The organism is Pseudolysobacter antarcticus (genome assembly GCF_004168365.1).
In the GTDB taxonomy this organism is placed as follows: Bacteria; Pseudomonadota; Gammaproteobacteria; order Xanthomonadales; family Rhodanobacteraceae; genus Pseudolysobacter; species Pseudolysobacter antarcticus.
This window is the reverse complement of the sequence record NZ_CP035704.1, coordinates 1,888,370-1,901,762: the sequence shown is the minus strand read 5'-3', so window position 1 is coordinate 1,901,762 and position 13,393 is coordinate 1,888,370. Positions and strand designations below refer to the sequence as shown.

At 58.0% G+C, this 13,393-nt stretch carries 13 protein-coding genes; 7 read left to right on the top strand and 6 right to left on the bottom strand.

Features of this window, described 5'->3' with window-relative positions; genetic code table 11:
- Positions 1–80 precede the first annotated feature (80 nt).
- Positions 81–800: a CsgG/HfaB family protein gene (locus ELE36_RS08085; protein ID WP_129832583.1), complete on the bottom strand. Its 720-nt coding sequence runs from the start codon at positions 798–800 to the stop codon at positions 81–83.
- Positions 801–926: 126 nt separating this feature from the next.
- Entirely contained in the window at positions 927–1,091 is a 165-nt protein-coding gene (locus ELE36_RS20315; protein ID WP_165371533.1) for a hypothetical protein, read from the bottom strand.
- A gap of 29 nt (positions 1,092–1,120) precedes the next feature.
- On the opposite strand from ELE36_RS20315, the gene ELE36_RS08080 reads away from it, so the two are divergent.
- Both ELE36_RS08080 and ELE36_RS08075 read left to right on the top strand, forming a co-directional pair.
- Positions 1,121–1,354, top strand: coding sequence for a hypothetical protein (locus ELE36_RS08080; RefSeq protein ID WP_129832582.1), 234 nt, complete (start codon positions 1,121–1,123; stop codon positions 1,352–1,354).
- Positions 1,355–1,430: 76 nt separating this feature from the next.
- Positions 1,431–2,345: a LysR family transcriptional regulator gene (locus ELE36_RS08075; protein ID WP_129832581.1), complete on the top strand. Its 915-nt coding sequence runs from the start codon at positions 1,431–1,433 to the stop codon at positions 2,343–2,345.
- Positions 2,346–2,493: 148 nt separating this feature from the next.
- On the opposite strand, the gene ELE36_RS08070 is transcribed toward ELE36_RS08075, so the two are convergent.
- Together ELE36_RS08070 and ELE36_RS08065 are read right to left on the bottom strand one after the other, a co-directional pair.
- On the bottom strand, positions 2,494–3,294 hold the full coding sequence (locus tag ELE36_RS08070) for an amidohydrolase (protein ID WP_129832580.1): 801 nt from the start codon (positions 3,292–3,294) through the stop codon (positions 2,494–2,496).
- Positions 3,282–4,427 carry a pyridoxal phosphate-dependent aminotransferase gene (locus ELE36_RS08065; protein WP_129832579.1) on the bottom strand — a complete coding sequence of 382 codons (1,146 nt, stop codon included), beginning with the start codon at positions 4,425–4,427 and terminating at the stop codon, positions 3,282–3,284. The genes ELE36_RS08070 and ELE36_RS08065 overlap by 13 nt, the downstream gene beginning before the upstream one ends.
- Before the next feature lie 264 nt (positions 4,428–4,691).
- On the opposite strand from ELE36_RS08065, the gene phaR reads away from it, so the two are divergent.
- From phaR to ELE36_RS08040, 5 genes are all read left to right on the top strand, one after another.
- Positions 4,692–5,168: a polyhydroxyalkanoate synthesis repressor PhaR gene (gene phaR / locus ELE36_RS08060; protein WP_129832578.1), complete on the top strand. Its 477-nt coding sequence runs from the start codon at positions 4,692–4,694 to the stop codon at positions 5,166–5,168.
- A gap of 154 nt (positions 5,169–5,322) precedes the next feature.
- Positions 5,323–6,069, top strand: coding sequence for an acetoacetyl-CoA reductase (gene phbB, locus ELE36_RS08055; RefSeq protein ID WP_129832577.1), 747 nt, complete (start codon positions 5,323–5,325; stop codon positions 6,067–6,069).
- A 102-nt stretch (positions 6,070–6,171) separates the two neighbouring features.
- Entirely contained in the window at positions 6,172–7,677 is a 1,506-nt protein-coding gene (locus tag ELE36_RS08050; protein ID WP_129832576.1) for a hypothetical protein, read from the top strand.
- Positions 7,678–7,760: 83 nt separating this feature from the next.
- A complete protein-coding gene (locus ELE36_RS08045; protein ID WP_129832575.1) occupies positions 7,761–9,260 on the top strand; it encodes a hypothetical protein in 1,500 nt (499 codons plus the stop codon).
- Positions 9,261–9,401: 141 nt separating this feature from the next.
- Positions 9,402–9,785, top strand: a complete 384-nt coding sequence (locus ELE36_RS08040; RefSeq protein ID WP_129832574.1) for a cytochrome-c oxidase — start codon at positions 9,402–9,404, stop codon at positions 9,783–9,785.
- 51 nt (positions 9,786–9,836) lie between these two features.
- Here ELE36_RS08040 and ELE36_RS08035 read toward each other — a convergent pair whose 3' ends face one another.
- Both ELE36_RS08035 and ELE36_RS08030 read right to left on the bottom strand, forming a co-directional pair.
- On the bottom strand, positions 9,837–10,547 hold the full coding sequence (locus tag ELE36_RS08035; RefSeq protein ID WP_129832573.1) for a response regulator: 711 nt from the start codon (positions 10,545–10,547) through the stop codon (positions 9,837–9,839).
- Positions 10,544–13,351, bottom strand: coding sequence for a sensor histidine kinase (locus tag ELE36_RS08030; protein WP_129832572.1), 2,808 nt, complete (start codon positions 13,349–13,351; stop codon positions 10,544–10,546). Before ELE36_RS08030 ends, ELE36_RS08035 begins: the two co-directional genes overlap by 4 nt.
- Positions 13,352–13,393 lie beyond the last annotated feature (42 nt).

Here is a 13,393-nt window from a genome sequence, read left to right as displayed (position 1 = left end):
AAAAAAACGGCGGAAGAAATCTTCCGCCGTTTTATTTTGTCCGCGACAGGAAGTCGCCGAATTTCCAGTATTCGACTTTCCTAGTCGAGCTTGAGCGCTTTCTTGTCGCCCTGACGACGCTTCTGTTCTTTCTGTTGATACTCGGCTTCGCAGCCATCACGCTTGACCATCACGCATTCGAGGTACTCGCTGATCTCGACGAGAGCAGCACGAATGGCCTTGCCGGTTGGCGTGTTTTCTTCATGGCCGAGCGCGCCGCCGAAACCGCCGCGATACACGCCGACGCTCAAGCCGCCGCCGCTGCTGCGACCTTCGATGGTGCGCGTGAAATCGATATCGCCTGTGGTTGCATTGACTACACGCACATCGATCGCGACATAGGCTTCGCTCTTTTTACCGCCGAGCGAAATGCCTTTGAAACTTAATCCGCCGCCGGTGCTGGAGGTGTTTTCCTGATACGACGTGACCGTACCCATAATCAGATATTCGGCGCCAGTGAGCTTGCCGATCTTGGCGCCCTGACCCGGTGCAACACGGCCGGATGCGGCCAGATTCTGCTCTTCGAGCACACTCTCAAGTTTCTTGCGTTCGACCACACGAAAGCTGTTGGTCGATGCGAGTTCGTTGGAGAGCATGCCGGACAACTCCGAACCTACCGTGGAAGTCCACCAGCCCGCGCTGGTTTCATTCTTGAACTCGACCACGCCAACGCTAGGGCGACCGCCGCCCGCTGCCAACGCGCCAGCCTGAAACGCCAGACCCAAAAGCATTCCCGCCAAAACCTGATACGACTTTTTCATTTCCCTTCTCCCAAGTTGTCGCCAAAGGCGTGTATCTATCCACCAGTTACTTTATTTTACATTCTAGACTGTCGGCGATTATCCCCGCCAGCATTGTCTGCAGGACGCGTCACGCAATATGGTCTGCTACTTACAACGCCAAACGGCGGCCAATGGTGACATTTTTTCTGCATTGTCGATCAAGGCGGTGTGCGCATCGGCGCGGTTGAAGTGTTGCCAGCCGATATCGCTTAACGCCGAAGCAACTTCGCCTTTACCGCGGCCACACTCGATATCCGTAAGCTGCGCCACAGTTGATTCCACACACCACGAGGCGACAGATGCGTAGCTTGCGAACCCTGGAAATGACTGTGCTCGGTTATCGTATCGAGCGTATCGAAGAACACGATCAACTCGGCATTGTCGACGCCGCGCGCTTTGAAGTGATGTGTCCGTGGAGTGGCGCCGTGTTGCGTAACTTTGCGCGCGTGCGCCAGGCCAAGCGCTACGTGCTCGCGTGCGAACTTGCCGGCCGGCATCGCAGCCCCTCACTGCGCATCAATCACGCCGGTTGATCGAACGCCTCGCGCTTGCAGTCCGGCGCGCGGCGGTTCAAAGTGATGCCCGTCAAACTCCTGCGCGGCATTCCGATTGGACAAATTCAGCGCGATCCAGATCTTTGTGCGAGTGGTCGATAGCGGCAGCTTCACGGCCGCCGCCGAGCAGCTCGGCATCTCGCGTGCAATGGCCAGCAAACTGGTGCAGGGCCTCGAAGACAGCCTCGGCATCCGCCTGCTCAATCGCACCACAAGACGCCTCAGCCTGACCGGTCCGGGTCAATCGTATTATCAGCGCACCAGCGAAATTCTCGCGCAACTCGCCGAAGCGGAATCCGAAGCAGCGCAAGCGCAGAACGAGCCGCGTGGCAGACTGCGAATTTCCGCGCCCACCAGCTTTGGCATACGCCATCTGGCGCCGACCTTGGGCGAATATCAGCGGCGCTTTCGTCAAGTCGAAATCGATCTGAGCCTGAGCGATCGCATGGTCGATCTGGTCGACGAGGGATTCGATTTGGCGATTCGCATTTCGATCCTGCGCGATTCGAGTCTGATTGCTCGCCGTCTTGCACCGTGCCGTATCGTTGTGGTCGCCTCGCCCGCTTATCTCGCCGAGCACGGCACACCGCAGCAGCCGAACGATTTGCAGCAACACAATTGTCTGGTTTACACCTTGTCCACGCGCGGCATTGAGTGGACTTTTCTGCGTGGCGAGGAAACTCAGGCGTTGCGCCTGAGTGGCACACTGAGCGCAAACAACGGCGACTTCATCGCCGCCGCCGCGGTTGCTGGCGTCGGTGTTGCGGTGTTGCCAAGTTTTATCGCCGCTGATGATTTGCGCGCCGGTCGGCTGGTGCCGTTATTGTGCGAATGGCGCTCGCCCAGCATCGCCGTATACGCGGTGTATGCGCAGACGCGCACCCTGCCCGCCAAGACGCGCAGCCTGATCGATTTCCTCGCTGATCGGTTCGGCCCGGAACCTTATTGGGACGACGGTCTGGGCGGCTGAGGCTGGTTGATCGCGTTTCCGAGGACAACCGCACGCGGTTAACGCTGGAATAAGTCCGGTCGGTTTATGGATTGCTGCGAGCAGGCCATGAATGATCCGCACGCAGCAATCCGATGTATGAGATTTCAAAATAACCTCGCCAGTGGCGTCAGCGAGAAATCTCGAAACTGTCGGCATCCATCCACGCCGGAAAACGTTCGCGATGCGCGGTGAGCGCTGCTGCGCTCAAGCTCACGGTCACGACTTGTTCCTGCGCACCGAGTTCAATCAGCGGCTGGCCGACAAAATCCAGCACCACACTGTCGCCGGAATAATGCAGGTCATTGCCGTCGAGGCCGACGCGATTTACGCCGACGCAATAAGTCAGGTTTTCGATCGCACGCGCGCGCAACAACGTACTCCACGGATAACGTCGCGGCGTTGGCCAGTTGGCGACAAAAATCAGCAGGTCGTAGTCAAAACGATTCGCGGCGCTGACGTTGTAGCGATTGCGCGACCACACCGGAAAACGCAAGTCGTAACACACCTGCGGACAGATGCGCCAACCGTTAAGCTCGACGATCAGCCGCTGCTCGCCACCGGCGTAACGTTCGTGTTCGCCGGCCATGCGAAACAAATGACGCTTGTCGTAGGTTGCCAGCGTTCCGTCCGGGCGCACCCAGAACAGGCGGTTGTAACATCGATCGTTTTCGCGAATCACCATGCTGCCCGTGATCACGCTGCCGACTTCGCTCGCGAGCGCGCGCAACCAAGTCACACTTTCGCCTTGCATCGACTCGGCATTGCCGAGGGTTTCGTTGGTGAAGCCGCTGGTGAAAGTCTCCGGCAATACGATCAGATCGCTCTGCCCTTTCAGGCTGCGTACCAATGCGCCGTAATATTCGCGATTGGCCGCGGCATCGTGCCAGCGTGTCGCGCCCTGGACGAGGCTGATTTTCAGATCTTGCATAAACGCTCCGCCGCCGCTTGCAGGGTCGCATCCGATTTGGCAAAACAAAGCCGTATCAGCTTGCTCGCCGGTGGTGTTTCGTAAAATGCCGACAGTGGAATCGCCGCGACACCGCCCTCGCGCGCGAGCCATTCGCAGAAATTCAGATCGTCCATATCACTGATCGCCGAATAATCCGCGAGCTGGAAATACGCACCGCCAACCTTCGGCAAAACGAAGCGACTGCCCGCGAGTAGCTGACGAAAATTATCGCGCCGATCTTCGTAGAATTTTGGCAGATCGAGATAATGCTGCGGATCGCTTTCCATGATGTCCGCCAGCGCCCATTGCGCCGGCGTGAACGTGCAGAACGTCAGGTACTGATGCACCTTGCGGAACTCGACACTGAGCGCGGCGGGCGCAATGCAGTAGCCGACTTTCCAGCCGGTGCAATGATACGTTTTGCCGAACGAACTGATTACGAAACTGCGCGCCGCAAGCTCGGGGCGACGCAATACACTCTGATGCGGCAGGCCATCGAACACGATGTGTTCGTAGACTTCATCGGACAAAATCAGGATGCGCGTATTGCGCGTGATCTCGGCCAGCGCATCAAGATCGGCAGCGCTGAAAACCGAACCGCACGGATTGTGCGGCGAGTTGACCATAAGCATGCGCGTCTTCGGCGTGATAGCAGCCTTGACCCTATCCCAGTCCACCGCGAACGTCTGCGGGTCGAGCGGCACATGCACCGCACGTGCGCCGGCCAGATCGATCGCGGGTTCGTAGCAGTCGTAACACGGATCGAGCACGATCACTTCTTCGCCCGCGCGCACGGTCGCGGCGATCGCCGCGAAAATCGCTTCGGTCGCGCCACTGGTGACAGTAATTTCGGTATCGATATTGGCCTTGTGGCCGTAGAGTTTTTCCGTCTTCAGCGCGATCTGTTCGCGCAGGCGCGGAATGCCGGTCATCATTGCATACTGATTCTTGCCCGAATTCATGTGCTCGGTCAGCGCATCACGCAACGCTTGCGGCCCTTCGAAATCGGGAAAACCCTGACCGAGGTTGATCGCCTTGTGCTGCAACGCAAGTTGCGACATCACGGTAAAAATGGTCGTACCGACCTTGGGCAACTTGGTTTCGATCTGCATGCAACCCCACACGTTTGGATGGCTAAATGATTCGCCAATCCTAGCATGTCATGCCGGCAAAAAAGTGATGCCTGGATCAATACCGCACCAGCGCCGGCGCGATTCGAGCTGCAGCATTTTTTGCTCGCGCTGATGTACCGGCGGCTCAAGCTGCGATCGATCCCAGCAATTGCAGCATGTGCCGGGCGTCCATAAACGGGCGTCGAATCAGGGTTTTGCTGCACCTAACTGGTGCGCCGCCGCACAATCTGGTAACTTTGCTGCATGACACAAATCCGCATCATCAAGAAATACCCGAATCGTCGTCTTTACGACACCGAGATTTCCAGCTACATCACGCTGGAAGAAATTCGGCAGTTGGTCATCGATGGCGAAAACTTCGAAGTGCGCGACGCCAAGAGCGGTGAAGACCTCACGCGCTCGGTATTGCTGCAGATCATCTCCGAGCATGAGGACAGCGGCCAGCCGATGTTCACCACCGGGCTGTTATCGCAGGTGATTCGTTTCTACGGCGATTCGATGCAGGGCTTCATGGGTAGCTACCTCGAACGCAGTCTCAAGGTGTTCATCGATCAGCAAGGCCAGTTCCGCAGCGAACTCAACAACCTCATGGGCAAGACGCCGATGTCGATGTTGAACGGCCTGACCGAGCGCAACATGGACATGTGGAAATCGCTGCAACAGGGATTTCTCACTGCCGCCGCCGGCACGATGAACAAGCCGAAAGACCCGAAATCCTGAAACACCCAAAACCCGTCTCGCGCAGACGGGTTTATTCCGGCGCCTGATACTCCCCGCTTTCGATTGTATTGATTGCCAGGAATCCGGCGCCGTTTTTTTTGCGTCGCAGGCTAACCGGCAGCGACGTTATTGATTGCTGAAGGGGACAAACTCCATGACCAAAAGAGTCGCCATCGTCACCGGTGGCATCGGTGGACTCGGCACCGAAATCTGCAAACACCTCGCGAATTCCGGCATTACCGTGATCGCCGCCGATCTCGCCAGCCGCGCTGATCGCATTGCCGAATTCCAGAAAGAAACAGCCGAATTCGCGGCACTGATTTTTTTCGAAGCGCTCGATGTTGGCGACTTCGCCAGCTGCGCCGCGCTGGTCCAGCGTGTCGAAAAAACGCATGGCGCGGTGGATATCATCGTCAACGCCGCCGGCATCACACGCGATACCACCTTGCGCAAGATGGAACCTCAGCAGTGGAGCGACGTGCTGCGAATCAATCTCGACGGTGTGTTCAATATTTGTCGCAACGCGATTGAAGGCATGAGCGAGCGCGGTTACGGCCGCATCATCAATATCTCGTCGGTCAACGGCCAGACCGGACAGTTTGGCCAGACCAACTACTCCGCCGCCAAAGCCGGCATGCACGGTTTCACGATGGCGCTGGCGCGCGAAGTCGCCCGCAAGGGCATCACTGTCAACAGCATTTCGCCCGGTTATTTCCGCACCGAAATGGTCAGCAAAATCCCTGACAATGTACGCAACCAGATCATCGCCGGCATCCCGCTCGGCCGCCTCGGCGAACCGAGTGAAATCGCAAGAGTGGTGAATTTTCTCGCCGCCGAAGATTCGAGCTATATCACCGGCGCGAATATTCCGGTGAATGGCGGCTACTTCATGGATTTCTGAAAGGTCTTGCGAGCCACGGACTGGCAATGCGATAGCGCAACAAATAGCGCGCGGGTACACTCAGGTATCTCGCTGCGAGTTGCGAACATACGGAGAAGTAACGTGAAACGGAAGCTATTGATCGAAACGCTGTTCGCTGCGTTGACCCTCGCCGCCACTAACGCGCAGGCCGTAGCGCTGAATCCCAATGGCATCGGCCAGGTGCTGCTGTATCCCTACTACACAGTCAACGTCGGCAACCAGACGCTGATATCGGTCGTGAATACGCAAAACGCCGGCAAGGTTGCCAAGGTGCGCTTTCGCGAAGGTTACAACGGTCGCGAAGTGCTGGACTTTAATCTGTACTTGTCGCCCTACGATGTCTGGACCGCGACCGTGTTCGATACCGCGAACATCAATGGACGTGCCAGTGACGGCAGCGCCGAAGCAGCATTGCTGACGCCAGACAACAGTTGTACCGATCCCGCGATCGAGACCGGCACTGTGGGTTTTACCGAACTGCTGCCCGACGGCCGCAATTTTGTCGCATTTTCAAATCACGCTTATTCCGCGCTGAGCGGCGATGGTGGGCCGACTGAACTGTCGCGCACACGTACCGGCCACATCGAGTTGATCGAAATGGCAACCGTCATCGGCACAACCTTGACCAATATCACTCACGACAACGGCACGCCTAAAAATTGCAGCGCCATCATCGGCGCGCAGAGCAGCGCCGACTACACTTCGCCCACGGGCGGATTGTTCGGCAGCGCAAGCATTGTCAATGTGCAGAACGGCACGTTGTACGGCACCGGCGCTGAAGCGCTGAGCGGATTTTATTCGGTGAGCGGCAATCTGTTCACGGCAAGCGGCTCGGCTTTACCGGATCTTGGCAGTGGCGACAACAGCAATATCTCCGCGGGCAATGCGGTGTCATATGTATTCGACGACAACGGCTCACCGATCACCTCGTCCTGGCCGCTAAGCAATGGTGGTTCGTTCGACGCGGTGAGCTCGTTGTTTACCGCGATTGAGTTTTTCAACGAATTTGAACTCAACCCAGCCACCGGTTCGGTGGCCTCGGAATGGATAATCACGTTTCCGACCAAATACCATTATGCCGATCCGACGCGTACGGCACCGACTCCGCCGTTCAGCGTGTTGTTTGGCAAAGACCCGGCTATCCCCGCAAGTGCCTGTGAAATTGTCCAAACGACGTTGCAGGATCGCGAAGAACGCACCCCCCAACGTCTTGACGATGGCGGCTGGGGCAGCCCTCACTACATTTATCCCATGCTTTGCTGGGAGGCGATGGCGATCGCGTTTCAACCTCGGGCCGCTTTAGGCTATACCTCGTCCATCTTCGGTGCTCCGCTATTCGCGAACACAGATCCGCTGCGGGATATTGGTGCAAGTGGTACTTCCGGAATCGAACACATCCGTCTGAACGGACGCAGCAGCAACCCCTCAACCGAAGGTAATACATTCTTCGGTCTCCCCGTCATGGGTTTCCTGGCCAAGGATTTCACCAACAAGAACGTGACGCCAGGCGTGCTCGGCAACTACGCCGGCCTGTATCGTCACCATCTTGTTCGGCTCTGCACACGCCCCGATGGCGCCTGCCATTGAGGCCGGACCAAAGCATTCGCGCGCATGGGCAACCATGGCGCATCGCAACCACATTCAAATATGCAGTCGCAAGGATCGAAACGATGAAATTCCGTCTACTCAGCGGCGCGTTATTGACTGCATTGGCTGGCACCGCCGGCGCCGTATCCCTCAACCCACAGGGTATCGGCCAAGTGTTGCTGTATCCCTATTTCACTGTCAACGCGAACAATCAGACTCTCGTGTCGGTGGTGAATACGCAGAACGCCGGCAAGGTGGCCAAGGTTCGTTTTCTCGAAGGTTACAACGGCAGGGAAGTGCTCGACTTCAATCTGTATCTGTCGCCCTACGATGTATGGACTGCCACGATATTCGATACCGCCGGCGTCAACCAGCGCCCGAACGATGACAGCGTCGCCGCGGCATTGCTCACGCCGGACAGCAGTTGTACCGATCCCGCAATCAAGACCGGCACTGCGGGCTTGACTGAGCTACTGCTAGATGGTCGCAATTTTGTCGCATTTTCAAATCACGCGTACTCCGCACCCGCCGGCGATGGCGGACCGACTGAGCTGTCACGCACTCGCACCGGCCACATCGAATTGATCGAAATGGCAAGCGTGATCGGCACAACATTGACCAACATCAGGCATATCAATGGCGTCCCGAAAAACTGCGGAGCCATCATCGGCGCGCAGAACAGTGCCGACTACAGCTCGCCTACCGGCGGCCTGTTTGGCAGCGCGAGTATCGTCAATACGCTCGCCGGTACGTTGTACGGTTACAACGCCGAGGCCCTGAATGGTTTCTACACCAATGCCGGCAACCTGTTCGGCGCGGCAGGTTCACCCTCACCAGATTTGAGCAGTGGTGACAACGGCAATATTTCGCCGGGCAACGAAGTTTCGTATGTGTTCGGCGAAGATGGTTCGCTGATTACCTCGTCGTGGCCGCTGAGCAATGGCGGCTCGATCGATGCGGTGAGTTCGATTTTTACCGCCGATCAAATTTTCAACGAGTTTGAACTGAATCCTATTATCGGCAGCGTGGCCTCCGAGTGGATGGTGACGTTTCCTACCAAGCATTATTATGCTGATGCAACTCTGAGTTCGCCTGTGCAGCCATTCACGCACATTTTTGGTAGCGACTCCACTCGGCCGGCCTCGGCCTGCGAGTTGATGGTTGTGAAGATATATGATCGCGAAGAGCGCACTCCGCAGTCCACCGGTTCCATCGGCGTGCCAACTCCGTTGCCTCTGCCAACACTCTGCTGGGAATCCCAGGTAATCGTGATCCTGCCCGCCGCACTTGTGAGCATCTTTGGTTCACCCATTTTTGGCTCACCTTTAATGGCCATCGCCGATCCGTTTAAATACGGTTCGTCTTTCACATCCGGAACGCTGGCCATCACGCTTTCGGGTAATGGGCATGCGCTCAGAACATCAAATGAGGGCAATGCTTTTGCCGGCCTGCCGGTTATTGGTTTTCTCGCGAAAGATTTTACCAACAAGAACGTGACGCCCGGCGTGCTCGGCAATTACGCGGGATTGTTTCGTCACCATATTTCGCAGGCGTGCTCCAACACATCAGGTTCGTGTCATTGAACTATTGCGATGAAGAATCTGTAGTGCGACCGAAGCCGTTGCGACAATATCCGAAACCTTGAAAAACTCTCCTGTTGCTGTTGAAATCGCCGCGCACGCGGATCAATCGATCCTGCGACTTTATCCTGGGGAATAATCATGATGTCTGTTCGATTCTTGAAAATCGCTGCGTTGTATCTGGTCGCGGGAATGAGCTTGGGCGCGTACATGGGCGCGACCGAAAACTTCACGCTCGCGCCCGTGCATGCGCATGTGAATCTGCTCGGTTTCATGATCCCGACCTTGGTTGGCCTGATCGGATTGGTTCGTCCCGTGGTGCTGGAAACGCGATTGGCGACGGTATTTTTCTGGCTGTATCAAATCACCGTGCCGGTATCGATGCTTGCCCTCGCGTGGATGTTGACCGGGCACCGATCAATCGCGCCCGTGGTCGGTATTTTCAGCGCCGGCATGTGGCTGGCGGGTGTGCTGTATGCGATCAATTTGTGGATGACGCTTTCGCCATCGCCACGCAGCGCCAAGTGAAAAAATGACGTACCGGTTAGCGCGTGCGCTGGCGCAATCCGCAAACTTGCGTCAGAGCGCTGGCGCATTTTCGGCAAACCGATAACCCACACCGATTTCGGTAAGCAGATATTTCGGTCGCGCTGGTTCCGGCTCGATCTTCGCGCGCAACGCACGCATGTAGATGCGCAGGTATTGCGGCGATTCAACGTGCGCCGCGCCCCACACTTCGCGCAGCAACTGGCGATGAGTGACCACCTTGCCGCGATGCTGCGCCATCACGCCGAGCAGTTTGTATTCGATCGGCGTGAGATGGATATCAATACCATCGCGCTGAATGCGGCGCGCGGCCAGATCGATCACGAGGTTGCCGATTTCGATGCGTGTTTCAACCGTGCCACTCTGCCGCGCGATCTGATGGCGTTGCGCCACGCGCAGACGCGCCAGCAGTTCGCCGATGCCAAACGGTTTGCTGACGTAATCGTCCGCGCCGATATCGAGCGCGGCGACTTTGTCGGACTCCTGGTTGCGCGCCGACAGTACGATGATCGGGCGTTGATACCATTCGCGCAATCGGCGTATGACTTCCAGCCCAGAAATATCCGGCAAGCCGAGATCGACGATCACGATTTCCGGCTGGCGCATCGCGGCCAGCTGCACACCTTCATTACCGGTGCTGGCGAGCAATAATGCGAAGCCGTTTGCTTCCAGTGCGGTGACGAGAAAACGCTGGATCTGCGGATCGTCTTCGATTAACAGCAATGCGCATTCCGGCTCACTCATGGCGCGTCAAAATCATTGCTCGACTCTTGCTGATCAACGCTGTCGTTTGGTGACGACAATGACGCATCCAGCCGATCTTGCGTTGTCGGCGCCGGCGCGATGCCCAGCGGCAACGTGAATCTAAATTCGGCACCGCCATCGCTGCGATTAAACGCGGTGATGGTTCCGCCATGCGCCTGCACGATGTATTTGCAAATCGTCAGGCCGAGACCAAAGCCGCTTTGCGGACCTTCATCGTTGACGCGATGAAATTTTTCGAACACGCGCAACTCCTCGCCTTGCGGCAATCCGTCGCCATGATCGCGCACGCGTACGGCAAGTGCGCCATCGGCAACGTCGGCGCCAATCTCGATCGCGGTCTGCGGCGGCGTGTGTTTGATCGCGTTCTCGATTAGGTTCACCAACACCTGCTCGATCAATACTTCATCACACGAAACCAGCGGTAAATTCTCCGGCAGATCGAGGCGTACCTTGCGATCAGTCAAGACGGGTTGCAGACGCGTGAGTACCGCGCCGATCATTTCATCAAGCGCCATCCAGTCGCGCGTCAGCGAAATTTTTCCCGAACTCAAACGCGTCAGGTCTAGCAGATTGCTGACCAGCCGATTCATGCGTCGCGCTTCGCCGAGTAACGTCTGCAGCAGCGTCTGCTTGCTCGCCTCATCGAGCTGGCCCGGCGTGCTTTCAAGCAAGGTCGAGGCCGAGCCGATGATGCTCGCCAGCGGCGTGCGGAAATCGTGCGAGATCGAACTCAGCAGCACATTGCGCAGGCGTTCGGATTCCACCTCAAGACCTGAAGCATGACCAGCGTCGGCGAGCTGCACGCGCTCCGCCGCCACCGCAGCCTGGCTGACGAAGGATTCAAGTAGATGACGTTGCTCCGGCACTTCGAGTTGCTGCGCAACCTGCGGTCGCAACGCGAGCACACCGAGGCTGCGCTTCAGTGCCGCCAAAGGCAGATAGATCGCATCCGCACTTGCCAGCGTATCGGTGTGCATGCCAGCCGGCTCGCGATGATCGTGCGCCCACTGCGCGATGCCAAGCTCGTTGCCGGGCACCGGATAACGCTCGACCGTCGCCGACACGCGCGCCTGGCCGCGACGACAAAAATTGGTCGGGTCCTGAAGTCGTTCATCGCCATCCGGCAGCAGCACAACGGCCTCGCCATCGATGCTGGCAAGTACGTGCCGACACAGGATTTCGCTGATGCTCGACACATCGCGTGCGCGCGCGAGTTCACGGCTGAGTTCGTACAGTTCAGCGGTGCGCCGCTCGCGATGGCGCGCGATGCTCGCTTGGCGCCGGCCTTGCGCCGTGAGGTTGCTGATGACCAGCCCGACCACGAGCATCACCGCAAACGTGATCACGTATTCACTGTCGGATACCGCGAACGAAAAATACGGCGGCACGAACAGGAAATCGAACAGCAACACACCGAGCATGGTCGCCATCACCGCCGGGCCACGGCCAATGCGGGCAGCGACGATGACGGTGGCGAGCAGATAAACCATGCCGAGATTGGTCGACTCGAAATGTCCGACCATGAGCCAGCATATCGCAGTCGCCAGCGCGACCACGAGCAGGCCACTTGCATACGCCGGCCAAGGGCTGGAGCGCGTGGTGGACCGAGGCGGCACGCTCGATTGTTCACCCGCCTCGCCGCTGATCACGTAGACATCGATGTGCCCGCTCTGGCGCACCAGTTCGTCGACGAGAGTAAGGCGGAAACGATCGCGCCAGCGCGCTCGCAACGGTTTGCCGACGATGATCTTGCTGACGTTGCGCTGCCGCGCGTAGGCGATGAGTTCGGCAGCAACACTCTCGCCGCTGAGGTTGGCGGTTTCCGCGCCGAGTTCCTGCGCGAGCTTGAGCGTGCGCAAAACACGATCGCGTGCGGCCTTCGACAATCGCTGCAGGTCCGGCGTTTCGACATACACCGCGAGCCATTCCGCATGCAGCGCGACCGCCATGCGCCGTGCTGCGCGCACGACACGTTGCGATAAAGGATCTGGACCGACACAAACCAGAACACGTTCACCGGCAAGCCATGGATTTTCGATCGCGTGCCGCGAGCGGTATTCCTGCATCGCCGCATCAACGCGATCGGCCGTGGCGCGCAGTGCGAGCTGGCGCAAAGCGATCAGGTTGCCTTTGCGAAAAAACCGATCAAGCGCCTGATGACTTTTCTCACCGGTGTAGATGCGCCCTTCGCGCAGACGTTGCAGCAATTCATCGGGCGGCAGATCGATCAGCTCGACCTCGTCGGCACTTTCGAATACGCCGTCGGGTACGGTTTCGCGCACCTGCGTCGCGGTGATTTGCGCGACCACATCGTTGAGGCTTTCGACGTGCTGGACGTTGACCGTGGTGTAGACATCGATTCCGGCATCGCGCAATTCCTCGACGTCGTGCCAGCGTTTTGCGTGGCGCGCGCCGGGATGATTCGAATGCGCGAGTTCATCGACCAGCAGCAGTTGCGGCTTGCGTACGAGCGCCGCATCGAGATCGAATTCACGCAGCACGATGCCACGATGTTCGAGCAATTGCGGCGGCAGAATTTCGAGACCGGCGAGCAACGCTTCGGTTTCCGCGCGGCCATGCAATTCGACATAACCGACCACGACATCGACGCCGGCGGCAACTTGCTGATGCGCCGCCTGCAACATTGCGTACGTTTTACCGACGCCGGCCGACGCGCCGAAAAAAATCTTCAGCCGTCCACGCTGAGCGCGCGCTTCGTCTTTCTGCACGCGTGCAAGCAAGGCATCGGGATCGGGACGCTGGTCTGGCGAGCTGCTGGGCATGACTTGATTATGCCTCTACCGGCGTCGGCGTAGGAACGCCGT

What these genes read in the sequence shown, in the direction of transcription:
- ELE36_RS08080 (WP_129832582.1), top strand. Translation starts at nt 1,121, where the DNA reads ATGCGTAGCTTGCGAACCCTGGAAATGACTGTGCTCGGTTATCGTATC.
- ELE36_RS08070 (WP_129832580.1), bottom strand. Translation starts at nt 3,294, where the DNA reads ATGCAAGATCTGAAAATCAGCCTCGTCCAGGGCGCGACACGCTGGCAC.
- ELE36_RS08045 (WP_129832575.1), top strand. Translation starts at nt 7,761, where the DNA reads ATGAAATTCCGTCTACTCAGCGGCGCGTTATTGACTGCATTGGCTGGC.
- ELE36_RS08040 (WP_129832574.1), top strand. Translation starts at nt 9,402, where the DNA reads ATGTCTGTTCGATTCTTGAAAATCGCTGCGTTGTATCTGGTCGCGGGA.
- ELE36_RS08065 (WP_129832579.1), bottom strand. Translation starts at nt 4,427, where the DNA reads ATGCAGATCGAAACCAAGTTGCCCAAGGTCGGTACGACCATTTTTACC.
- phaR (WP_129832578.1), top strand. Translation starts at nt 4,692, where the DNA reads ATGACACAAATCCGCATCATCAAGAAATACCCGAATCGTCGTCTTTAC.
- ELE36_RS08030 (WP_129832572.1), bottom strand. Translation starts at nt 13,351, where the DNA reads ATGCCCAGCAGCTCGCCAGACCAGCGTCCCGATCCCGATGCCTTGCTT.
- ELE36_RS08085 (WP_129832583.1), bottom strand. Translation starts at nt 800, where the DNA reads ATGAAAAAGTCGTATCAGGTTTTGGCGGGAATGCTTTTGGGTCTGGCG.
- ELE36_RS08035 (WP_129832573.1), bottom strand. Translation starts at nt 10,547, where the DNA reads ATGAGTGAGCCGGAATGCGCATTGCTGTTAATCGAAGACGATCCGCAG.
- phbB (WP_129832577.1), top strand. Translation starts at nt 5,323, where the DNA reads ATGACCAAAAGAGTCGCCATCGTCACCGGTGGCATCGGTGGACTCGGC.